Here is a 21,437-nt window from a genome sequence, read left to right as displayed (position 1 = left end):
TCACTCCTCGAACCACTTGATCTTCTCCCGCAATTGTACCACGTCTCCGACCAGAATGATCGCGGGGTTGGAGATGCCAGGGTGGCGCTGGACTGTTTCCACGATGGTGGCCAGACTCCCGGTCACTGTCGCCTGCTCCGGCAGCGTCCCCCTGGCGATCACGGCGACGGGCGTGTCCGGCCGGCGTCCATGTTCCAGGAGCCGGGCACAAATCAGCGGCAGATTGGCAATCCCCATGTAAAAGGCGACTGTGTCCACGCCGCGTGCCAGCGCCCGCCACCTTTCCTCCTCCTCTGCCGATTTGCCGCCGCTCAAGTGCCCGGTCACCATGGCAAAGGAAGAGCCGTGCTCCCGATGCGTGACCGGGATGCCGGCGTAGGCGGGAGCGGCGATGCCGGCCGTAACGCCGGGAACGATTTCAAACGGAACGCCCCTTTGCGCCAAATGCTCCGCTTCTTCACCAACCCGGCCAAACACGCACGGATCACCGCCCTTGAGCCGGACGACCGTTTTGCCCTCCAACGCCTTTTCCGCCAGCAGCTCGTTGATCGCCTCCTGCCGCATGGTGTGGTTGTGCGGCAGTTTGCCGCAGTAGATGCGCTCGGCGTCTTCCCGGACGTGCTCCAACAGCGCCGGATTGGCCAAGCGGTCGTAGATGACGACATCCGCCGCACGCAAACACTCCAGCCCTTTGACGGTGATCAGCTTGGGATCGCCCGGGCCCGCACCGACAAGGTACACCTTGCCGCGCTGCGTCATCGATTGCTCACCCCTGCCGACTCAAATGTCGCCATCTCCCGAATCATCCGGGTGGCCGCCTCCACGATCGGAAACGCCACCGCCGCCCCGCTTCCTTCTCCCAGCCTGAGGCCCAGGTCGATCAGCGGCTCCATGCCCAGTGCCCGGAGCGCGTGGAGATGACCCGGTTCCTGGGAGCGGTGGCCCGCAATCAGGTAGTCAGCCGCTCCCGGATTGAGACGGACGGCCAGCAGTGCCGCCACCGTGGAGATGAAGCCGTCCACCAGCACGGGGATGCGGCGTGCCGCGGCTCCGAGCACGGCTCCTGCCATGGCGCCGATTTCCAGACCGCCTACTTTGGCCAGCGCCTCCAGCGGCCGATCCGGGTCGGGGCGATGCCGGTCGAGGGCCTGTTTGACGACTGCTTTTTTCCGCTCCCAGGCCGCGTCGTCGACACCTGTCCCACGGCCCACCAATTCGTCCGGCTGCGCACCGGTAAGCGCCGCCAGCAGGGCGCTGCTGGCCGTAGTGTTTCCGATTCCCATCTCACCGATGATCAACAGCTTTGCTCCCTCGTCGATGATCGCTTCGGCGCTCTCCAGGCCGACTCGGATGGCACGCTCCGCCTCATCCAGGGTCATGGCCTCCTCCCGCAGCATGTTGCCGGTGCCGGGCCTGATTTTTTTTCGCCACACCCCAGGCACTTTCACATCGGCAGCCACCCCCACGTCCACCACGTGCAGCAGAGCTCCGATCTGGCGGGAAAAGACGTTGATCGCCGCTCCCCCGGCCGCGAAGTTGGCGACCATCTGGACAGTCACTTCCTGCGGATAAGCGGAGACTCCTTCGGCGGCCACGCCGTGGTCGGCGGCAAAGACCAGCACGCCGGGCGGCGTTACGGAAGGAAGCGCGTTACCCGTCATCGCCGCCAGCCGGACAGCCAGCTCTTCCAGCCGGCCCAGGCTGCCCAGCGGTTTTGTCAGCTGATCCACGCGGCGTCTGGCCTCGATCGCAGCCGCTTCGTTCAGCGGTTCTATTTTTCCATACGGTTGTGTCCTGTTTGTGTTCATTTTCTCACCCCATTTTCCTGAAACGCTCTCATCTGCTCCTCGATCAGATCCAGCCGCACGTGTCTCCTGACGCAGTCGGCCAGCAGGTCGAAGCCGCGTTCCCGCAGCGCGACAAATGACGGCCGTTCGCCAAGCGGCGCCAGTCCCTTCCGTGCGCGCAGCTCATCGAGCAGCATCCAGCGGAATTCATCGTTGTGAAACAATCCGTGCAGATACGTGCCGAGCACCCGCCGCTTGGGATCATAAAACCCCTCGGCGCGATCGGCAAGCCGGATGAACGGAGCCGCCCCGTCGGCAAATACGGAACGCCCCATGTGGATTTCGTATCCCTCCAGCCGAATCCGCCGGCCTGCAAATGACGCTTCGCCGCTGCTCTGAACGGTGATCTTGCGCCGCTCCAGCGTGGTCGTCATCGGGATCAAGCCCATGCCTTCCACCGATTGACGCGGGGATTCCACCCCGTCCGGGTCGTTGATCGTCCGGCCCAGCATCTGATAGCCGCCGCACAGGCCGACCAGATACGAGCGTCCTGCCTCATGCAGCGCGAGAATTGCCCGCTCCAAACCCGTCTTACGCAGGAACAAGAGGTCTTCCAGCGTGTTTTTGCTGCCGGGGAGCAGAATCAGATCGGGCTGCCCCAGCTCTTCCGGCCGGGAGACATAGCGCACGGTGCAGTCCGGCTCGACGAAAAACGGATCGGCGTCGGTAAAGTTGGAAATGCGCGGATAGCGGATCACGGCGACATCAATCTCCCGGGCCGTTTCCGTTTGCCCCTGGTAGCGGTGCAGGATGAGCGAATCCTCCGCGTCGATCCACAGGTCGGGAATGAACGGAACGACGCCCAGCACCGGTTTGCCCGTATACTGTTCAAACCAGTCCAGCCCCGGCTTGAGCAGGGACAAATCGCCGCGAAACCGGTTGATGATCACGCCGATCACCCGCTCCCGATCCTGCGGCTCCAGCAATTGCAGCGTACCTACCAGGCTGGCGAAGACGCCGCCCCGTTCGATGTCGGCCACCAGGATGACCGGCGCGTTGGCGAGGCGAGCCACCCGCATGTTGACCAATTCCCGATCGTTCAGGTTGACCTCGGCCGGACTGCCCGCTCCCTCGATCACGATCCGCTCGTACGCAGCAGCCAGCCGGCCGTACGCTTCCCGGATCACGCGCAGTCCCTCCTCAAAAAAATCGCTGCGGTAGGCGAGCGCCTTCATGTTGGCGTACGGTTCGCCATCGACCACAATCTGCGATTCCGCGTCCCTGGTCGGCTTGATCAGGATCGGATTCATGTCGGTGGTGGCGACGATGCCGGCCGCCTCCGCCTGCACGCCCTGCGCCCGTCCGATCTCCTTGCCGTCCAGGGTGACGTAGGAGTTGAGCGCCATGTTTTGCGATTTGAAAGGAGCTGTCTTGTAGCCGTCCTGGGCAAAGATGCGGCAAAAGGCCGTCGCCAGCACGCTCTTCCCGGCGTCAGAACTGGTTCCCTGAATCATTAGCGGCAATGCCTTAGCCACGCGCCTTCACCTCCCGACACCGCTCCACCCAGCGCTTGGGCAGGGCGGGGTTGGAAGCGAAGTGCAGATGGGTGTAGCCGGCCACCAGATTGCCGCGGGCGTACCCCTCCGGTTTCGTGCCGCGCAGTCCCTTTGTCTGATACGCGTACGGCATCGTGTGTTCAGGCGCAAACGTGGAGTAGTGAAACTCGTGCCCATGGACGAGTTCGTCCGGGCCGATCAGGAAGTTTTCCGCTGTCCCCTGCACCTCCCGGTAGCCGAGCGCGGCCAGCCGTTTCTGCATCGTCACCGCGCCGGGGATGATTCCGGCCATCGGGTAGGTGTGTCCGTCCGTCGTCACGATCGCATCGGTCAGGTACATGAATCCGCCGCACTCCGCCAGCGTCGGCAGTCCATCGCGCACAGCCCGGCGGATCGACTCCAACACCGTCCGGCTGCGCGACAGCTCGGCGGCAAACTCCTCGGGAAACCCGCCGCCGATATAGAGGCCGTCCGCCTCCTGCGGCACGGGCTCGCCAGCCAGCGGGGAGAAAGAGAGAAGTTCCGCTCCGTTTGCCTCCAGCAGCTCCAGGTTTTCCGGATAGTAAAAGTGGAATGCCGCGTCCCTGGCGACGGCGATCTTCACCCGCTTCTCTTTGGGAACTAAGGGGACGGGAGCAAACAGCTTCCGCTCCGCAGAAAACGGTTCTGCCTGCGCCAGCTCCCAGATGCGGTCTACATCCACAGACTCCGCCACCCGTTCGGCCAGACGGTCAAACAGCGGCTGCAGTTCGCCCCGTTCCACCGACGGCACCAGGCCGAGATGGCGTTCGGGGATTTCCAGGCCGTCCTCCCGCCTGAGGTAGCCCACGACCGGCACGCCGCACTCCTGCTCGACGGCAGCCTTGATGATCTGAAAGTGCCCCTCGCTGCCCGCTTTGTTTGCGATCACGCCGACGATCTTCACCTGCGGGTTGAGCATTTGAAAGCCCTTGACGATGGCTGCCGCGCTGCGGGCCATGCTCTGGCAGTTGACCACCAGCAGCACGGGCGATGCCGTCAGCAGGCTGATTTCCGCCGTGCTGCCCCGGTCGCTGGTCGGCTCCTTGCCGTCGTACATGCCCATCACGCCCTCGATCACGGCGATGTCCGCCCCTTCCGAACCACGGGCAAAAATCTCCCGGACGGTGTCGTGCGGCAGCATCCAACTGTCCAGGTTTCGCGACACCCTTCCTGTCACTGCCGTGTGGTAGGTCGGGTCGATGTAATCCGGGCCGCACTTGAATCCCTGGACGACGTACCCTTTTTTCTTCAAGGCCGCCATCAGGCCGATGGTGACGGTCGTCTTGCCGGCACCGCTGCCCGTTCCGGCGATCACGATCCGGCGGTGGTTGGCACGCATGGACGTCCCTCCTCGCCGTACGGCATCAGTCCCACAGATATGGTGACGTTGCCCGATTTTTTCTTGGTCAGCACCAGTTTCTCCACGCCCGCGTACAGCTTGGCCGCCGGTTCGCTCACCCCGTACGCGCCGGTGTACTTGAACACCGTGTCCGACGGCTCCTCCATCGGCACGCGGTTCAGCTCATCCGGCGCATACCAGACAAACGGCCAGCCGTATTTTTCACACACGGCGATCAGACCTGCTTCATCCTTTTTCAAGTCGATCGTGGCCACCGCCTTGACGCTCTTCACGGAGAATTGCAGCTCCTCCAGCGTTTCCTTGATCACCGCCTCGATCTCTTCCGCCGACGTGCCGCGGTTGCAGCCGATGCCGAGCACAATCACCTTGGGCCGGTACAGGACCCCGTTGTCCAAAATGGCTTGTTCCTCGCGGGTAAGCAGACGGTGCGTCACCACCAGCGCCGCTTGCGGCCGGTCAGCCAGCGCATCCGGTATGGTCTCGTACACCCGAATGTTGGGGGGCATCGGCGTGTCGTGCATCCACCAGTTCCGCTCCCCCGACTCCTGCACTACGGCGACGCGTTCCTCATTGACCACGGAGGCGCTGACCGGGGTTAGCTTATCTGCGGACTCCCACTCCCAGCCAAAACGGCGGCCAAACAGGTCGACAGGGATCGTCTTCTGCACGTCGGAGGCGGTCGTGATCACCGGCCGCGCTCCCATCACCGCAGCCACTTCCCGCGCCAGTTCGTTAGCGCCGCCGAGGTGTCCGGACAGCACGCTGATCACATGTTCTCCCTTGTCGTCGATCACCACCACACCGGGATCGGTCTTTTTGTCCGTCAATAGCGGTGCGATCATTCGCACGACGGCACCGAGCGAGATAATCACGATCAGTCCCTTGTAGGCCGGCCAAAGCGCGGGAAACAGCAGGCGAACGCTGCCGGAAAACAGCTGGATGCCCTTTGCTTCCTCGTCGCCCTTGGCAAACTTGCTCATGTAGTAGAGATCCGTCCCCGGAAACGACGCGTAGAGCCGGCGCGCCATCTCCACACCGTGCTTGGTGATGGCGATGATCGCGTACTCCCCTTTCTGCCGGATGGCGGGAATCTCTCCTTCCGTCAATTCGATGATCATCCCTCTGTCACACCTTTTCTGTACCCATGGGTAAAGGATTTGTCGTACAGCCTGGAGCGGTGCTGCCTGCTCTTTTCGTGTAGCGACGGGTCAAGCGCCCAGCCGGCCAGAATCATCGCGTGCGAGCGGATGCCGTGCTTGGCCATCTCTTCGTCCAGATCTTTCAGCGTGGTGCGGACGATCACCTGGTCCGGCCAGCTTGCCCGCTGCACCACCGCCACCGGCGTGTCTTCGCTCCAGCCAGCTTCCGTCAGCTCGCGGACCACTTTTTTCGTCAGGGTGGCGCTCAAAAACAGGGCGATCGTGCAGTGATGCTCCGCCAGCGCACGCAGCTTTTCCCGTTCCGGCACCGGAGTGCGCCCCTCCGCCCTGGTGAGGATCAGCGTCTGCGTCAGCTCGGGGATGGTCAATTCCGCCCCCAGCGCCGCCGCCGCGGCAAAGACGGAGCTGACACCCGGCACGATCTCCACGTCTATGCCCGCCTGTTTCAGGAGAGCGATCTGCTCCATCGTCGCGCCGTAGACGGACGGGTCGCCGGTGTGCAGCCGGACCACTGTTTTCCCCTGGCGGACGCGGTCGACCATCAAGTCCACCATTTCTTCCAGTGCCATGCCGGAGCTTTGCAGGATTTCCGCGCCCGGCTTGGCCTTAGCCGCCAGTTCGCCGCTGACGAGCGAGTCGGTGTAGAGGACGACATCCGCCTGCTGCAGCAGTTTCAGCCCTTTTACGGTAATCAGATCGGGATCGCCAGGACCCGCTCCCACGATGTACAGTTTCATGTCCTTTTCACCACCATCAGTGTAAGGTAACCAAGCTCTGCCCGCTCCAGCTCGCGGACGTCCGTCCACACCATTTCTTCGGCGGAGGTCACTTTCGTGGCGACGGCCGCCTTGTCGACGAGATCCAGCTCGCGCAGCAGCCCGATGATCATCGGCAGCACCTTGGCCACCTTCAAAAAGACGACGCAGTCGTGCGAAAGCAGCGCCTGTCGCATCGCCTCCCGGTCGTCCGTGGCCGGAATGATGCCGATCTGCTCATCGCCGTCCGCAAGCGGCAGGCCGAGCCGGGAAGCGGCGCCGAGAAACGAGGAGACGCCCGGCACGGAGACGATCCGCACCTCGGGATGTGCCGCCTGCATCACCCGCATCATGTGAATAAACGTGCTGTAAAACAGCGGATCGCCCTCGGTGACAAAGGCGACGTCCTTGCCTTGGCGCAGCCGCTCCCAGACAATCTTCACTGTGTTGGCCCACTCCCGCTCCAGCACGTCCTTGTCCTTGGTCATCGGAAAGACCAGTCCGAGCATCTCCTTGCCGTCCGAAGGCTTGACGTACAACTCTGCAATCTGGTGGGCGTAGCTTTTGCTGCCCATCCGCTTTTTCGGGTAGGCGACCACCGGCGCCTGCTGCAGCAGGCGAAATGCCTTGACCGTAATCAGCTCCGGATCGCCGGGGCCGACGCCGATGCCGTACAGGGTTCCAATCCCGCTCATGCGCTGTCTCCTCCTCTCTGTCTCCCCTCCTGTTTGGCCCAGGCAGTGATGATGTAGACGGGGTTGAGCCCCTCGAACCGGGTCATGTTCAGGATTGGCTTGCTGCGCGACAGCTGCGTCAGCGTCACCGCCGTCTCAAAGTGTTCCTCCGCAAACGCCTGCAGCGCCGCGTACAGCGTCTCGATCGTGGCCGCATTGACGACGATCCGGCCGTTTGGCCTCAAGCGGCTGCAGCATACGCGCAAAAGCTCACGCAGTTCGCCGCCGCTGCCGCCGATAAAAACCGCGTCCGGATCGGGAAACTGCTCCAGGCCCTCCGGCGCTCTGGCGTGCACGACGGTGAAATCGGTGCGGAACCTGGCCATGTTCTGGCGGCAGTTTTCCAAATCGTCCGCGTTTTTTTCCACCGCGTACACCTCGCCTTCCCGGGCGATCCGCGCCGCTTCAATCGCCACCGAACCGGTGCAGGTGCCGATGTCCCAGACGACGCTTTTGACGTGAAGCTGCATCTGCGCCAGGCTGAGTATGCGCACTTCCTTTTTTGTAATCAGCCCTTTGTCCGGCTTGCGCTGGGCAAACGCTTCGTCGGCGATGCCGAGCGGCCAGACAGGACTCTCCCGCCGCCTGCGCAGGATCACCACGTTCAGGTCGGAAAAGGTGCCCTCCGCCATCTCCTCCAGCGTGTACCAGCCGCTCCGCTCTTCCTGGCTGCCCAGGTTTTCGCCTACAAACGCGTCGTACTCGGTCATGCCAAACGAAAGCAGGTAGCGGGCGATGGCGGCGGGATTGTTCTGGCGATCGGTCAAAAGGGCCACCTTGTCCCTGCCGTCGATCCGCTGCGCCAGTCCCTTCATGCTGCGCCCGTGCACGCTGGCAAAGTAGGCATCCTGCCACGATTCGCCCATTCTGGCAAAGGCGAGCTGAATCGAGCTGAGATGCGGGTAAATTTCCACGTGCAGCTTTTTGGCCAGCAGGCTGCCAACGCCGTAAAACAGCGGATCGCCCGAGGCGAGGATTACCGTTTTCCGCTTCTCCTCGCGCAACCGGTCCGCCAGCGCCATCAGGCCTCCCTTCAGCACCAGCTTTTCGCCCGTGTACTCGGGAAAAAAGGAGAGGTGCCGTTCTCCCCCGACCAAAAGTTCGCTCTCCATGATCCATGTGCGGTACAACGGCAGCAAGCTCTGCTGTCCGTCGTCCCCGATTCCGATCACCTTAATCGCCTGTGTCATTCACTGTCACCCTTCCCAACAGGGACCCTTTCATCGTAATCAACACAGTCTCAATCTCCATGCCGCCGCCCACTTCCTTCAGGCCGGCGCGGCAGCAGCTTTCGCACAGCTTGTCAAAAAAAGCGGGGCAATCCGCCATCAAGTCGCCCACCTGTGCTGCTGTATTGGCTTCTTTCGCCTGCCGCACCAGCTCGTCGGGCGCCCCCGCCTCGGCCGCAAGCCCGGCGAGAAAATCAAAATTGACCGGCGCGCTCTTGGAATGAACCATCATCACCCCTTGGGCCACTTTGGAGAACTTCCCCATCATCCCGACCAGGGTTACCTTTTTCACCTGCTTACGCTTGCACTGCTGCAGGGAAAACCCGACAAAATCCCCCATCTCGATGAATGCTTCCTCCGGCAGTTCGGGGTACAGCTGCATGCCGAACTGCTCGCTTTTGCCGCCGGTGGACAGCACGAGGTGCGCGCATCCCGCCTCGCGGGCCACGTTGATCGCCTGAGCGATGCTGGCCTTGTAGGCGGCAGTGGAAAAGGGGACGACAATGCCGCGCGTGCCGAGAATGGAAATGCCGCCGACGATGCCGAGCCGCCCGTTCATCGTCTTTTTCGCGATCTCCTCTCCGGCGGGCACGGAAATAACCACGCGCACGCCCCGCTCCACGCCGTACTCTCCCAGCACGGACTGAACCGCCTCTCGAATCATTTTCCGGGGGACAGGGTTGATCGCCGCCTCGCCGACCGGCACCGGCAGTCCCGGCTTGGTCACCCGGCCCACGCCGACGCCGCCGTCCAGCTCCATGCCCGGCTCGTCCCGCCAGGTGACCGTGCTGAGGATCAAGGCGCCGTGAGTCGCATCGGGGTCGTCTCCGCCATCCTTGATGATGCCCGCTGTCGCCTCGTCGGCAGTCCACTCGCAGCTCTCCAGTTGAAACGTCACATCCATGCCGGCCGGCAGGGGAATGGTGGCCTGCGTCTGCCGCTTTTGGGTGATCAGGGCGGTGAGAGCCGCCTTGGTCGCCGCAGCCGCGCACGCGCCCGTGGTGTAGCCGTGGCGGAGCGGTTTGGCTTCCTTTTCTTCCGTCGCCGCTTTTGCCGCCATGACCTATCCCAACCGTTCCGCCATCAGCGAGAGTGCGTTGACCGCCGCCACGGTGACCGGACTGCCGCCCTTGCGCCCGATGTTGGTGATAAACGGCACGTCCAGTTTGGCCAGCTCTTCCTTTGATTCGGCGGCGGAGACGAATCCGACCGGCATACCGATGATGAGGCCCGGTTTGGCCTCTCCTTCCTTCACCAGGCGGATCAGCTCCAACAATGCGGTCGGCGCGTTGCCGATGGCGAAAATGCCGCCCTCCGCCTCCTTGACTGCCTTGCGCATGGAGATGATCGCCCGCGTCGTGTTGAGCCGCTTCGCCTCTTCCATGACGTCCTTGTCGGAGATGTACACTTTCACCTGACCGCCGAACTTTTCGATCCGTTGTTTGCTGATCCCCACCTGCACCATCTGCACGTCGGCCACGACGATTTTGCCGCTGCGGATGGCTTCAATGCCCGCGCGGACGGCGTCCGGGTGAAAGACCAGGCTGCGTCCCAGCTCAAAGTCGGCAGAAGCGTGAATCACGCGCTGCACCACCGGGAACTGCTCCTCGGTAAACGGATGCTCTCCCAGCTCCTCCGTAATGATCTGAAAACTCTTGTCCTCGATCTCCTGCGGCTGCACCGTCAGCGGTCTAAACTCCGTGCGAAAGTCCATGTCGCGCTCCTCCCTTTCTTTGCAGGCAGCTTTCGATCTCGTCAGCGGGCCCGTCCCGCGAAAGCGGCCCCGGATCCCGGGGCCCGGGGCTGTTTATCCCACGGCAGGGACAGCCAATTCCCGCAGCTGCCCGATGACGCCGTCAAAATCGGTATACGCAGTGCCGTACTCAATCTGCGGCCGGGCGATCACAATCGTCTCGATGCCCATTTCCAGGGCCGCTTCCACTTTTTCGTCAAACGCGCCTGCGCGGCCGCTCTCCTTGGTGATCATCAGCGTCACGCCGTAATGGTTGTAGAGCGCCTTGTTCAGTTCCTTGGAAAACGGCCCCTGCATGGCGACGATGTTCTTTTGCTCGATGCCCAGTTCCTCGCACTTCTGCATGTTGTCCACGCGCGGCAGCATCCGGGCGACCAGCGTCGTGTCCGGCAGGCCGAGCAGCCGGTCGGTGAAAATCTTCAGCGTCTTGCTGCCGGTCGTCAGCATGATCACGCCGCGTTTCTGCGCCGCCACTTCGGCCGCCTCGACGTAATCCTTCACCACGGTGATGTTGTCATGTCCGGGTGAGGCGACGCTTTCCCGCTCGTAGCGAATGTAGGGGACACCCGCCTCCCTGGCGCCGGCCATGGCGTTTTTCGACGCTTCTTCCGCGTAGGGGTGGCTTGCGTCCACCACGGCCTGCACGCCTTTGGCTGTAATCAACCGGCAAATGTCCTCCGCGTTCAGACGGCCCACCTGCACCGGCAAACCGGCTTCGGCCATGCTTTTGGCAGCGTTCTCCGTCACGACGGTGGTCAACAGGTCGTATCCCGCCGCCATGATCCGCAGGGCCAACTCCCGTGCGTCGCTGGTTCCGGCCAATACGAGAATCATCGCTCGTCCCTCCTACTTCGCCCCCTGCGGCATGTGCTCGTGATGGTGGTCATGGCTGCCGCCGCGGCTGTGGTCATGATCGTGGCTGTGGTCATGATCGTGACTGTGGCCGTGATGATGCCCGTGGCCATGATCGTGGTCGTGATGATGGTGGTGATGATGGCCGATGTGCTCCATCGCCGCCAGCCTGTACTGGCAGGTGTCACAGTTCAGCCTTACTTCGCCGTGCAGCGCCTCTTCCACCCGCTCTTTCAGCACCGCCTTGAGCAGCGGGTGGTAGCCGAAATATTCCGCCAGGGTAAAGCGGACTTCGGGATAACGCGCGCGAAAGTGCCCCAATTGATCCGCCATCCGCTTGATCAGCACGCCGGTAAACAGAAAGTACGGCAGTACCACCACGTGGCGCGCCCCCAGCTTGACACAGCGCTCCACCCCTTCTTCGTACAGGGGAAAGGTGACGCCCATGAAGGCCGTCTCCACCCATTTCGCCCGCCATCGCTCCCAGAACAGGCGGGACATCTTGTAGATGTCACTGTTGGCGTCCGGATCGCTGCTGCCCCGGCCGATGACCAGCACGGCCAGCTCCTCGTCATCCGCCCCGGAGGCGAATCCGGCTTCCGCCATGCGCGCCGCCAATATGTCCAGCACCTGCTCGTGGACGCCAATCGGCCGCCCGTAGATAAATTGCACGTGCGGATGCTTTTCCTTCGCCTCGTCGATGGCCGCCGGAATGTGAATCTTGGCGTGGCCGGCGGAAAACAGGATGATCGGGATGACCGCCACCCGGGTCGCCCCTCGCTTCACACAGGTGTCCAGTCCTTGCAGCACGTCCGGCTGTTCAAACTCCAGAAAACACGTTTCGATGATGGGTATGTCCAACTCCGGGGCCAACGCGGCCACAAACTGCCTGACTTCTTCGTTTCCCTCGGGGTCCTTGCTCCCGTGGCCGACAAACAACACCGCGTCCATGTCTCGTCCTCCTTATTCGCCCGCGGGCACGCTCCAGACCGGCGAGCAGACTCAATCCCCGCAGACGGCGTTTTCAATCTTTGGCGCAGGCATCTCCTGCCAGACAAATCCCTCAATCTCACCGACGCGCTGAAAAAACTTGTGAAACCGTTCGTTCGGGAAGGCATCCCGCTTGTACCGCGCCACAATCCGCTCAATCAGCGGCACGATCTCCTCAGGCTCAATGCCCTCCGCCACCGGTATGCCGGCGTGAGCGCTGCGCCCCACCGTTTTGGCGCCGAGGAACAGGTCAACCTTTCCCTTGCGAAAGACGATGCCGATGTCTTCCTTGACTGCGCCGTAGCAGGCCATGCCGCAGCCGTTGACCCCGATCTTCAGTTCCTTGGGCATCGTCTGGCCGCCCAGCTTTTGCTGAAGCTCCTCTGCGTAGGGAATCCCGTCCTTTTTCTCCCCGTCGCAGAAGTCGCACGCCTTCACCTGTACCACGTCACCGGTCGGCATCAGCAGCAGCCCCAGCTGGCGCAGGCGTTCTGTCACCGTATTGGGATCGGCGGTCGGGACGCGCAGGATGATCTGGTGATGCGGCGTGTATTCGATTTCCCCTTTTTCTCCTGCCAGTTCGGCCAGCGCGAGCATCTGCCGAGGCGTAAACTTCTTGTTTGCCACCCCCGGGCTGACTGCGCACTCGAAAATCATTTCGGGCACAAACCCGCTGGGGGGCCTGCCAGCTGGCGGAGCAACGGTTGCCGCTCCCTCGTCCCCATGAAGCGCAGCAAGTGCCTGCATCGCCCAGTCGTACGGCGTCCGGACGGCGTCAGGCTGCTCTCGCTGACCGGCCGACATGTCCGCGACAGCCGCGGCGGACTCCTCCGCGACAGGAAATGGCGCCGCCTGAACCAGGCCGCTGCCTGCCTGTGCTTCCAGCGACCACGGCTCGTTTTCCACCCGCAGTCGCTGGTGCGGCTTCAGCGCCTGTTCGTCCGACGACAGCGTATACTTGCGCTGATAGCCGCGCGGGGTAATCATCAGCCCGTCGTAGACAAAGGTGGAGGAATTGCCGATGATGACCGTCGTCAGCATGCCGATGTCGTGCTCCAGCATCTTGCCCAGCGTGGTCAGCTCGATCCGCTGCCGCTCTCGATAGGCGCTTTTGACGATGCCGACCGGAGTGTCGGGCGAGCGGTACTTGAGCAGGATGCGCTGCGCCTCCACGATTTGGCGCGTCCGCCGTCCGCTGCGCGGGTTGTACAAGGCGATGACGAAATCTGCCTGTCCCGCCGCGTCGATACGCTTGGCGATCCGTTCCCACGGCGTCAGGTGGTCGCTCAGGCTGATGGTGCAGGCGTCGTGCATGATCGGTGCCCCAAGCAGAGCCCCGCAGGAGTTGATTGCAGAGATGCCCGGGATCACCTCCACCTCCACACCGCCCTCCCGCGACCAGCCCTGCTCCACCAGCACTTCGTAGATCAGCCCGGCCATGCCGTACACGCCCGCGTCGCCGCTGGAGATCACCGCCACTGTTTTGCCTGCTTCCGCCTGCCGGACGGCTTCCCGCGCCCGGCTCACTTCTTCGGTCATGCCGGTGCTGACGATCTCCTGATCGGTCAAGAGGCCGCGGATCAAGTCCACATAGGTGGTGTACCCGATGATCACGTCACTTTCCTCGATCGCTTCCCGGGCCCGCTTGGTAATGTGGTCGAAACTGCCCGGCCCGAAGCCGACGACAAACAATTTTCCGCTCATGAGGAGCCTCCTTTCCATAACGGTCCCTATGGGCCCGTGCTCACCGAAATCGCGAAGGCCGCCGCCATGCAGAAGACAAGCCCCAGGACCGACACCAGCTTCATCAGCCGGACCGCCGCAGCGATGTCGTCCGGGCGGAGCGGCCGGAGAGGATTGCCCAGCTTGGCCCGGTTGGACGGCACGCCCTGGTAGTAGTTGAGTCCGCCAAGCTGCACGCCGAGCGCGCCCGCCACGCCCGCTTCCGGCAGCCCGCTGTTGGGGCTGGGGTGCAGCCTGGCGTCGCGCCGGATTACCGCCCAGCACTGGCGCCAGTCCAGCCGTATCAGCCAACTGACGGCGACGAGCAAAAGGGCGGTCAGGCGGGCGGGCAGGTAATTGAGCAAATCGTCAAACCGCGCCGACGCCCAGCCGAGATTGCGGTACTTCTCGTTCTTGTAGCCGACCATCGAGTCCAGGGTATTGGCCGCCCGATAGGCCATCGCCAGCGGCGCGCCGCCCAGCGCGGCGTACACCAGCGGAGAGATGATCGCGTCGACGATGTTCTCCGCCACGGTCTCCACCGCCCCCCGGCAAATTTCCGATTCATCCAGCTGCTCCGTGTCCCGGCCGACGACCATGGAGAGCGACTGGCGGGCCGCCGCCCAATCACCTCTTTGCAGGTGGTGAAAAATCTCCATGCCGGCGTCGGCCAAGCCTTTGGTGGCAATGGTGGTGGAAATCAGCCAGACTTCCAGAGCGATGGCCAGCCAGGGATGGACCCATCCCGCCGCGTACAGCAGTGCCCAGGTGACGACAAGGCTGCCGCCTGCAATCAACAGCGGGAACAAAATACCGGCCGCTTTCAGGTGCTCTTCCCGCTTGACCAGCGCGCGCAGCAGCCGCTCCAGCCCCATGATGCACCAGCCTATTCCGACCACCGGATGCGGCAGACTGCGCGGATCGCCCACCACCCGGTCTATCCCGTACGCTGCCAGCAATATCAATGCCTCGTTCATCTCGTCCCTCTCTTTGTTTCCACACGCGGTGGTTCCGTTCTATTACCCATGCGGGAGGCAGGAATGGGCTTTTTTTTCCCGCAAATCGCCGCTCTGCGGCAGGGCTCACAAGCTGCTCTGCATGGAAACATGCTTCTCGCCCGATGCAGAAGGATTGTCTTCCATCCGTGCCGCCGTCCAGCGGCGTCCGTCCCACTTAGCGACGATAACGCCGCCGTGGCCCACGCCGTCCACCTGCCAGTAGCGGCGGGGATCGTTTTCCACCCAGGCCGCCTGAAACCAGCGGATAACACCGCCGTGGGTCACCAGACAGACGGTATCGTCCATGGAAACAGACCTCATCAGCTGCATCAGCCAGCGATCCACCCGCTCCCCCAACTGAGTCAGGGTTTCTCCGCCCGGCGGCGCACAGTCAAACGGATTGTCGTACCAGCGGCGGGCGAGTTCGCCGTCCCGTGCCATCAGCTCGTCATAGGTGAGCCGCTCCCACGCGCCAAACGACAGCTCGCGCAGGGCGGGCACGGCGCGGGGCCCCAGTCCCCAGACAGCTGCCAGCCGTTCCGCCGTTTGCCGGCAGCGGAGCAAATCGCTGGTGTAAAGCGCCGCCGGGCGTTCCGAAGCGAGCATCCGGGCTGCCTGCTCCGCCTGGGCGCAGCCGTGTTCGTTCAGCGGCACATCGCTGTGTCCCAGGTAGCGGCCGGTGCGGTTCTCCTCCGTCTGTCCGTGTCTCACCCAGATCCACCTCACGGCCACCAGCTCCCGATCAGGATGAGCAGCATCACGGCTTCGGCAATCTCGATCAGGGCGCCGTAGCAGTCGCCGGTCAGGCCGCCCAGCTTGCCGGCGACCGAGCGGGCAAACAGCAGGCTGATGACGAGCGACAGCACGACAGCCGTGACCGCCCGGATGTCGGCAAGCCACCAGCCCAACGCCAGCACAAAAAGATAACCGGCGCCGATGTGGAAAGGACGGAGCGCCTCGCCGATGCTTTTGCCGACGCCCTTTTCTCCGGTGACGTACGGCCAGCAGCGGATCGCCAGCAGCACATGCGTGCGTGCGGCGGCGGGCACCAGCAGCAGACAGGCGGCAAGCTGCCGATGGTCGAGCTCGGCCAGCGCCGCCGTCTTGACCAGAAGCAGCACAATCGCCGCCAGCACCCCCATCGCTCCGGTCCGGCTGTCTTTCATGATCGCCAGCATCTGTTCCCGCGGCCGGCTGCTGCCCAGACCGTCGGCCAGGTCCATCCAGCCGTCCAGATGCAGTCCGCCGGTGATGTAGACCCAGCAGGCCATCGTCAACACGGCAGCAGTCAGCGGCGCAAACGCCCACAAGGCCGCCTGATGCACCCCACACAGCACGAGGCCGATCACCAGTCCGACAGCCGGGTACCAGACGACGCTCTTCTTCCAGGCCTCTTCCGACGGGCGCAGCCAGGGAACAGGGATGCGGGTAAAAAACGACAGTGCATGAAAAAACGCGTTCATCCTTTTATCCTCCAGGGAATGCCTGCCAAAACGGCATAGACCGTATCAGCCCGGCTGGCGGCCAGCTGGTTGACGTCGCCCAGCACGTCGGCAAACCAGCGGCCCAGCTTGGTCATCGCGACGCCGCCCAGACCCACCTCGCTGGTCACGGCGATGACGGTCCGGCCGTCGCTGCAGGCTTCATCCAGCCACTGCTCCGCTTCCTCCAGGAGCGCCCGCCCGATTGCTTCGTCCCTCCAGGACGCTTCCGGCACACTCATCAGCCGTGTGCTGACCCACGTCGACAGGCAGTCCAACAGCACCACCGGATACCTCTTCAGTTGCGGCAGGGTCACAGCCAGGGTGCCATCTGTTTCGGCCAGTCTCCAATTGCGGGGCCGCTGCGCCCGATGCCGCTCAATCCGTTGCTTCATTTCCTCGTCCCATGTCTGGCCGGTGGCCACGTACAAGACGGGGCCTCCCGCCTGTGCAGCCAGTTTTTCGGCGAAGCGGCTCTTCCCGAGCGGACGCCTCCGGTAACGACGATCAGGCTCAGCGCCGCTCCCTCCTTTCACGCCAGACGTCCCGCAAGGCCGTCAACAGGCGGTCGTTTTCCGGCCGGGTGCGGACTGCGATGCGAAAATCACCGGGCGTCAAGCCGGGGTACATGGCACAACTGCGAATCAAGATGCCCCGTCTGCCCAGCAGCTCCTGCAGTTCCGCCGCCGTTATCTGAGCCGGACAGCGCACGAGCAGAAAGTTGGCTTCGCCCGGCCAGACGCGCCAGCCCAGTTCCTGCGCGATGGCACCGGACAGATAGGAACGCTCTTTGGCAATCAGCCGTCTGGTTTTCGCTTCGTAGTCCGCTTCCTCCAGGCAAAGCTCCCCGGCCGCAAGCGCCAGACTGTTGACACTCCAGCTGACCTGCTTGTCCCGCAGCCGCTCAATCAGCGCGGGCACGGCGACGGCGTAGCCGAGGCGCAGCCCGGGAATGGCGAACATCTTCGTCAGCGAGCGCATCACCAGCACGCGCGGAAACCGGGAAAGCTGGTCGGCCAGCGTAAACTGACGCTCCTCCGCGACAAAGTCGAGAAACGCCTCGTCGATCACCAGATGCGTGTCTGTCCTGTCGGTCCAGCCGGCCATCCGCAGCAGTTCTTCCGGTTCATACAAGAGGCCGGTCGGGTTGTTAGGAGAACCGACAAAGACAAGGTCTGCCTGTTCAAACAGCCGGTCCAGCTCCGCCTCGTCCGGCTTGAAGCCGCGATCTTCCCGCCCCGGGCAGGTCAGCACGCGGGCGCCGAACTGCCTGGAAAGTTGGGCATATTCGGAAAAACAAGGCGTGACGATGCCGACCGTCTGCGGCTTCAGTGCGAGGATCGCCAGGGCCATCGCCTCGGCCGCCCCGTTGGTCGGCAGAAGCCACGATGCCGGCAGGTTCAGCTTTGCCGCCAATGCGCTGCGAAACGACCGGTGCCCCGGATCGGGATAGTGAACCACCCGAGGCAGCACCTCCCGCAGTCCTTCCAGCACGCGGGCAGGCGGGCCCAGCGGGTTGATGTTGGCGCTGAAATCGACAAATTGCCCGACTTCCACACCGAAGCGCTCCGCCGCCGTAACCAGATCGCCGCCGTGACCGAACACCTCCAACACGGCGGTCATCAATACTCCACCCCCAGCACGGCGGGGATGCCTTCGTCATAGTAGTGCTTGACCGCTTTCATCTCCGTTACCAGATCGGCAATCGCGATGATTTCCGGCCGCGCGTCCCGTCCCGTAATCACCAGATGCACGTGGCTCGGCCTGTTTTTGATCGTGTCCACTACATCGTCCAGCGGCAGCACGTCCGCTACGGGAAAACGATCAATCGCCAGCGCGTTGTTCAATTCGTCGAGAATCACCATGTCGTATTCGCCGCCCAATACCTGCTCCTTGGCGTATCGCCACGCTTCCCGCAGAGCGGCGCGATGCTCCTCGGGCGTTTTCGTCCAGGTAAAGCCGATGCCTTTTTGCATCATCTCGATGCCCAACCGGTCAAAGACGATTTTTTCCCCGTAGGTGCGTTCCGGCGACTTGATAAACTGTACCACCAACACACGCTTGCCGCGGCCGGTCGCCCGTACGGCCAGCCCCAGCGCCGCCGTTGTCTTCCCTTTTCCGTCCCCGGTGTACACCAGGACCAGTCCTCGCTTGTTGTCGGATTTGTTCATCGACCATTTCCTCCCCTCTGGCCGGCCAACCAGGGACGCGATGCCAAACGGTCCGCCCCTTGTGCCAGCTCATCTACCGTTCACGGTGTCTTTTCAGATACAATAAAAAACGCTTTGCTTTCCTCGAAAACCAAAGGAAGCAAAGCGTCGACACGACGTCCACGACAATCCTCACCTTTTCCTTTGACCCGAAGGAAATCAGTGCTCACGCAAAACAGGCAGGTCTCCTGGCTTGAGGATCGCCGCTTTCCTTCTCCTTCCCACTCCCGCTGGAGCAGTGGATGGCTGTCGCCGCGAAGGAAAACTCCCCTCTTACAGTGGCGGGACCGCGTTGGATTTTCACCAAACTTCCCTTTTAACTTCACCCGCCCGGAAGCGTCCGCGCAGGTGAAGACCTGTTTGCCGTATGCAGTTGTCGGTGCCGCACATGACCGGCACTTGTCTCCATCATAACAAAAGTGGCCGTGGATAGGAAGGAAAAAGCGAGCGGGCAATGGGCTGACTCTTAATCGACGGGCGCCATCGAGCCATCTGGATTCAAGATTTCTTCTGCTCTGGTTCCATTCACATTGGAGTAAACATGCAGATTGCGATTGGGGCCTTGAAGGTAAGCGATGGTGTACAGGTAGACTCGTTCATCTTTCCAGCCGATGAAGAAGGCGGCTCCTACTTTTCCGCTGCGAATCCCCTCTTGATCAATGACATGGTCGGGCACAGAGGACTGGTAATCCTCCTCGGTGAAAAAGCGGTACAGCCAGATTTCATCACAGCCGTTTTCGAGATCCCCCTGGTCATCCACGAGAACGTACCTGTCACCGAACAGTGCGGCGACTTCTTGTTTGGTTGAGCCGATTGTTACGTTGTCTTTTATCCTGGCAACGGTTTGCAGCACTTCTTCTTCACGGACCGTCTGTCTTTCGGGCGGGAGTACGAAGATTCTGTCAAATAAATCAAAGGGATAACAGGCGACCAGGATCGCGGCCATGACTGCGGGAATCAGATATAGGTACGTTTTTCCTTGCAAAATGGTTTGTCCCCCTTCGTTCTTTGAACAGCAGCGAAAACACGTCACGCTTGCATTTACCTTCTACCAATATTTACTATAATATTATACTGCTGGAATTTATTGAACCCGCCCGAACCAATCAGGCCTGATCTGATAATGCTCCACGCACAAAAAAGCAGCCCTGCATGCAGCCGGAGATCATTCCGGTGCACGAGGGCTGTGTTCGCCTTTTAGTTTATCTTCTTCCCCGCTCCGCTGTTTTGGGCCGTACCTGTGCAGCGGGTATGCTTATCCGCTCTTTGCCCATCAGCAGGATCCCTACGACCGCCAGACAGGCCGGAATCAGCGCCCACATGAACGTCTGCGCAATCGACGAGGAGAGGACTGCGGTAATCTGCTCCAGGACAGGTGCCGGAATGGACGCCCGGGTTTCCGGAGTCAGCACCGCCCGCGGGTCAACCAGCCCCCCTGCCGGAATGCCGCTTCCACCGGCAAATACCTCTTCCAAGCCGCTCTGGAACAGGTTGCGCTGTACGATTCCAAACACGCTCACGCCCAGCGTCATGCCCAGCGAGCGGAAAAACGAGTTGGTCGAGCTGGCCGAACCGCGCTGACGCATGTCAAAGTTGTGGATCGCAGCCATGCCCAGGACGGAGAAGGAAAAACCGACGCCAAACCCGGTAAGGACCATGTAGACGGTCACCAGACTGCGCGAGACCTCCGGTGTCAGCGTCCCCAACAAAAACAAGCCGGACAGGAAAAAGGCGGCGGACAGCAGCATGATGTTGCGGTAGCTGGTCTTCGTCGTCAGCATCCCGCCCGTTTGGCTGCCGAGTACCGATCCGAGCATCATCGGAGTGAGCAGCAGCCCCGAGTTGGACGCCGAGCCGCCAAACACTCCCTGGATAAAGATCGGAATGTAGACGGTCGTGATGATGAAGGACGCGCCGTACAGAAGAGACACCATATTGCTCGCGGCAAACAGCCGCTGTCTGAACATGGAAAACGAAATGATCGGCTCGGCCGCCCGTCTCTCCACGTACAAAAACACGGCAAACAGCACGGCAAACGCGGCAAACAGACCGAGAATCACCGCAGAGTCCCAGGCGAATTGATTGCCGCCCAGCTCCAGTGCAAACATCAGGCTGACCACCGCTCCCACCAGCGTGATCGCACCCCACCAGTCAATGCTCTGCTTGCTGTGTTCCAGCGACTCCTTGTAGTACGCGGAGATGAACCAGAGCGACAGAAGACCGATCGGCACGTTGATGTAAAAGACCCAGTGCCAGCCAAAGTAATCGGTGATGTAGGCGCCGAGCAGGGGACCGACAACGCTGGACGTGCCGAACACCGCTCCGAACAGGCCAGTCATTTTCCCCCGCTTCTCCGGTGGGAACACGTCAAAAATGATCGTAAAGGCAATCGGCATCAGCGCTCCACCGCCAATCCCCTGGATGGCCCGGTAGATGCTGAGCTGAACAATGCTGCCTGCCGTCCCGCAGAGGATCGATCCGAGCAAAAACACGATCAACCCAAACACGTAAAACCGTTTGCGGCCGTACATGTCGGACAGTTTGCCGAAGATGGGCATCCCCGCCATCGTCGCCACCATGTACGCCGACGTGACCCAGACAAACTTGTCCAGACCGCCCAACTGGCCGACGATCGTACCCATCGCGGTGGCGACGATCGTGTTGTCCATGGACGCCATCAACAGACCGAGCAGGAGCCCGGCAACCACAAATTTCACATTCGACTTCTTGGCAATCACGCCGATCTCCTCCTCTTTCAACTTCTCTATGAACTTGATTATTGCCAATGTGGCCCGGAAAAAATAAACCTTCCCTCCTGGTCTATACGGA

The 21,437-nt window shown here is 62.2% G+C and carries 21 protein-coding genes and 1 riboswitch; all 21 genes read right to left on the bottom strand.

Annotation, left to right across the window (positions count from 1 at the left end; all coding sequences use genetic code 11):
• The 21 genes from cobA to IRT44_RS09830 all read right to left on the bottom strand — a co-directional run bounded on the left by cobA (position 1) and on the right by IRT44_RS09830 (position 21,346).
• Positions 1 to 759 carry a uroporphyrinogen-III C-methyltransferase gene (gene cobA, locus IRT44_RS09930; protein ID WP_230076604.1) on the bottom strand — a complete coding sequence of 253 codons (759 nt, stop codon included), beginning with the start codon at positions 757 to 759 and terminating at the stop codon, positions 1 to 3.
• Positions 756 to 1,808 carry a nicotinate-nucleotide--dimethylbenzimidazole phosphoribosyltransferase gene (gene cobT, locus IRT44_RS09925; RefSeq protein WP_230076603.1) on the bottom strand — a complete coding sequence of 351 codons (1,053 nt, stop codon included), beginning with the start codon at positions 1,806 to 1,808 and terminating at the stop codon, positions 756 to 758. Before cobT ends, cobA begins: the two co-directional genes overlap by 4 nt.
• The gene (locus tag IRT44_RS09920; RefSeq protein WP_230076602.1) at positions 1,805 to 3,322 is read right to left on the bottom strand and encodes a cobyric acid synthase; all 1,518 of its coding nucleotides are present in this window, start codon (positions 3,320 to 3,322) and stop codon (positions 1,805 to 1,807) included. Before IRT44_RS09920 ends, cobT begins: the two co-directional genes overlap by 4 nt.
• Positions 3,315 to 4,703, bottom strand: a complete 1,389-nt coding sequence (locus IRT44_RS09915) for a cobyrinic acid a,c-diamide synthase CobB (RefSeq protein WP_230076601.1) — start codon at positions 4,701 to 4,703, stop codon at positions 3,315 to 3,317. Before IRT44_RS09915 ends, IRT44_RS09920 begins: the two co-directional genes overlap by 8 nt.
• The gene (locus IRT44_RS09910; protein WP_171565834.1) at positions 4,676 to 5,842 is read right to left on the bottom strand and encodes a cobalt-precorrin 5A hydrolase; all 1,167 of its coding nucleotides are present in this window, start codon (positions 5,840 to 5,842) and stop codon (positions 4,676 to 4,678) included. The genes IRT44_RS09915 and IRT44_RS09910 overlap by 28 nt, the downstream gene beginning before the upstream one ends.
• Positions 5,839 to 6,621: a precorrin-4 C(11)-methyltransferase gene (gene cobM, locus IRT44_RS09905; protein WP_230076600.1), complete on the bottom strand. Its 783-nt coding sequence runs from the start codon at positions 6,619 to 6,621 to the stop codon at positions 5,839 to 5,841. Before cobM ends, IRT44_RS09910 begins: the two co-directional genes overlap by 4 nt.
• On the bottom strand, positions 6,618 to 7,334 hold the full coding sequence (gene cobI / locus IRT44_RS09900; protein WP_230076599.1) for a precorrin-2 C(20)-methyltransferase: 717 nt from the start codon (positions 7,332 to 7,334) through the stop codon (positions 6,618 to 6,620). Before cobI ends, cobM begins: the two co-directional genes overlap by 4 nt.
• Positions 7,331 to 8,563 (bottom strand): precorrin-6y C5,15-methyltransferase (decarboxylating) subunit CbiE, encoded by a 1,233-nt coding sequence (gene cbiE / locus IRT44_RS09895; protein WP_230076598.1) that lies wholly within the window; start codon positions 8,561 to 8,563, stop codon positions 7,331 to 7,333. Before cbiE ends, cobI begins: the two co-directional genes overlap by 4 nt.
• Positions 8,547 to 9,662 (bottom strand): cobalt-precorrin-5B (C(1))-methyltransferase, encoded by a 1,116-nt coding sequence (locus IRT44_RS09890; protein WP_212132324.1) that lies wholly within the window; start codon positions 9,660 to 9,662, stop codon positions 8,547 to 8,549. Before IRT44_RS09890 ends, cbiE begins: the two co-directional genes overlap by 17 nt.
• 3 nt (positions 9,663 to 9,665) lie before the next feature.
• On the bottom strand, positions 9,666 to 10,316 hold the full coding sequence (locus tag IRT44_RS09885; protein ID WP_171565839.1) for a precorrin-8X methylmutase: 651 nt from the start codon (positions 10,314 to 10,316) through the stop codon (positions 9,666 to 9,668).
• 93 nt (positions 10,317 to 10,409) lie between these two features.
• The gene (gene cobK, locus IRT44_RS09880; RefSeq protein ID WP_212132326.1) at positions 10,410 to 11,189 is read right to left on the bottom strand and encodes a precorrin-6A reductase; all 780 of its coding nucleotides are present in this window, start codon (positions 11,187 to 11,189) and stop codon (positions 10,410 to 10,412) included.
• 12 nt (positions 11,190 to 11,201) lie between these two features.
• Entirely contained in the window at positions 11,202 to 12,158 is a 957-nt protein-coding gene (locus IRT44_RS09875) for a sirohydrochlorin chelatase (protein ID WP_171565841.1), read from the bottom strand.
• A 51-nt stretch (positions 12,159 to 12,209) separates the two neighbouring features.
• Positions 12,210 to 13,901: a precorrin-3B C(17)-methyltransferase gene (cobJ, locus tag IRT44_RS09870; protein WP_230076597.1), complete on the bottom strand. Its 1,692-nt coding sequence runs from the start codon at positions 13,899 to 13,901 to the stop codon at positions 12,210 to 12,212.
• A gap of 26 nt (positions 13,902 to 13,927) precedes the next feature.
• Complete coding sequence (cbiB, locus tag IRT44_RS09865) at positions 13,928 to 14,896, bottom strand: adenosylcobinamide-phosphate synthase CbiB (protein ID WP_171565843.1); 969 nt, start codon at positions 14,894 to 14,896, stop codon at positions 13,928 to 13,930.
• 105 nt (positions 14,897 to 15,001) lie between these two features.
• A complete protein-coding gene (locus IRT44_RS09860) occupies positions 15,002 to 15,643 on the bottom strand; it encodes a histidine phosphatase family protein (protein WP_171565844.1) in 642 nt (213 codons plus the stop codon).
• Positions 15,640 to 16,380, bottom strand: a complete 741-nt coding sequence (gene cobS / locus IRT44_RS09855) for an adenosylcobinamide-GDP ribazoletransferase (protein WP_230076596.1) — start codon at positions 16,378 to 16,380, stop codon at positions 15,640 to 15,642. The genes IRT44_RS09860 and cobS overlap by 4 nt, the downstream gene beginning before the upstream one ends.
• Complete coding sequence (locus tag IRT44_RS09850) at positions 16,377 to 16,934, bottom strand: bifunctional adenosylcobinamide kinase/adenosylcobinamide-phosphate guanylyltransferase (RefSeq protein WP_230076595.1); 558 nt, start codon at positions 16,932 to 16,934, stop codon at positions 16,377 to 16,379. The genes cobS and IRT44_RS09850 overlap by 4 nt, the downstream gene beginning before the upstream one ends.
• Positions 16,912 to 18,021 (bottom strand): threonine-phosphate decarboxylase CobD, encoded by a 1,110-nt coding sequence (gene cobD, locus IRT44_RS09845; protein WP_230076594.1) that lies wholly within the window; start codon positions 18,019 to 18,021, stop codon positions 16,912 to 16,914. The genes IRT44_RS09850 and cobD overlap by 23 nt, the downstream gene beginning before the upstream one ends.
• A complete protein-coding gene (gene cobO / locus IRT44_RS09840) occupies positions 18,021 to 18,569 on the bottom strand; it encodes a cob(I)yrinic acid a,c-diamide adenosyltransferase (RefSeq protein WP_230076593.1) in 549 nt (182 codons plus the stop codon). The genes cobD and cobO overlap by 1 nt, the downstream gene beginning before the upstream one ends.
• Positions 18,570 to 18,768: 199 nt before the next feature.
• Positions 18,769 to 18,983, bottom strand: a riboswitch (cobalamin riboswitch).
• 91 nt (positions 18,984 to 19,074) lie between these two features.
• Positions 19,075 to 19,593 (bottom strand): hypothetical protein, encoded by a 519-nt coding sequence (locus tag IRT44_RS09835; protein WP_230076592.1) that lies wholly within the window; start codon positions 19,591 to 19,593, stop codon positions 19,075 to 19,077.
• A gap of 217 nt (positions 19,594 to 19,810) precedes the next feature.
• On the bottom strand, positions 19,811 to 21,346 hold the full coding sequence (locus IRT44_RS09830; protein WP_171565849.1) for an MDR family MFS transporter: 1,536 nt from the start codon (positions 21,344 to 21,346) through the stop codon (positions 19,811 to 19,813).
• Positions 21,347 to 21,437 lie beyond the last annotated feature (91 nt).

The organism is Brevibacillus sedimenti (assembly GCF_020923495.1).
Classification (GTDB): domain Bacteria; phylum Bacillota; class Bacilli; order Brevibacillales; family Brevibacillaceae; genus Brevibacillus; species Brevibacillus aydinogluensis.
This window is presented reverse-complemented; position numbering and strand designations above follow the sequence as displayed.

Coding starts and splice junctions, on each gene's coding strand:
- cbiB (WP_171565843.1), bottom strand. CDS start 14,896: ATGAACGAGGCATTGATATTGCTGGCAGCGTACGGGATAGACCGGGTG.
- cobA (WP_230076604.1), bottom strand. CDS start 759: ATGACGCAGCGCGGCAAGGTGTACCTTGTCGGTGCGGGCCCGGGCGAT.
- cobO (WP_230076593.1), bottom strand. CDS start 18,569: ATGAACAAATCCGACAACAAGCGAGGACTGGTCCTGGTGTACACCGGG.
- IRT44_RS09890 (WP_212132324.1), bottom strand. CDS start 9,662: ATGGCGGCAAAAGCGGCGACGGAAGAAAAGGAAGCCAAACCGCTCCGC.
- IRT44_RS09885 (WP_171565839.1), bottom strand. CDS start 10,316: ATGGACTTTCGCACGGAGTTTAGACCGCTGACGGTGCAGCCGCAGGAG.
- IRT44_RS09875 (WP_171565841.1), bottom strand. CDS start 12,158: ATGGACGCGGTGTTGTTTGTCGGCCACGGGAGCAAGGACCCCGAGGGA.
- cobD (WP_230076594.1), bottom strand. CDS start 18,021: ATGACCGCCGTGTTGGAGGTGTTCGGTCACGGCGGCGATCTGGTTACG.
- cobJ (WP_230076597.1), bottom strand. CDS start 13,901: ATGAGCGGAAAATTGTTTGTCGTCGGCTTCGGGCCGGGCAGTTTCGAC.
- cbiE (WP_230076598.1), bottom strand. CDS start 8,563: ATGACACAGGCGATTAAGGTGATCGGAATCGGGGACGACGGACAGCAG.
- cobT (WP_230076603.1), bottom strand. CDS start 1,808: ATGAACACAAACAGGACACAACCGTATGGAAAAATAGAACCGCTGAAC.
- IRT44_RS09910 (WP_171565834.1), bottom strand. CDS start 5,842: ATGATCATCGAATTGACGGAAGGAGAGATTCCCGCCATCCGGCAGAAA.
- cobK (WP_212132326.1), bottom strand. CDS start 11,189: ATGATTCTCGTATTGGCCGGAACCAGCGACGCACGGGAGTTGGCCCTG.
- cobI (WP_230076599.1), bottom strand. CDS start 7,334: ATGAGCGGGATTGGAACCCTGTACGGCATCGGCGTCGGCCCCGGCGAT.
- cobM (WP_230076600.1), bottom strand. CDS start 6,621: ATGAAACTGTACATCGTGGGAGCGGGTCCTGGCGATCCCGATCTGATT.
- IRT44_RS09915 (WP_230076601.1), bottom strand. CDS start 4,703: ATGCGTGCCAACCACCGCCGGATCGTGATCGCCGGAACGGGCAGCGGT.
- cobS (WP_230076596.1), bottom strand. CDS start 16,380: ATGAACGCGTTTTTTCATGCACTGTCGTTTTTTACCCGCATCCCTGTT.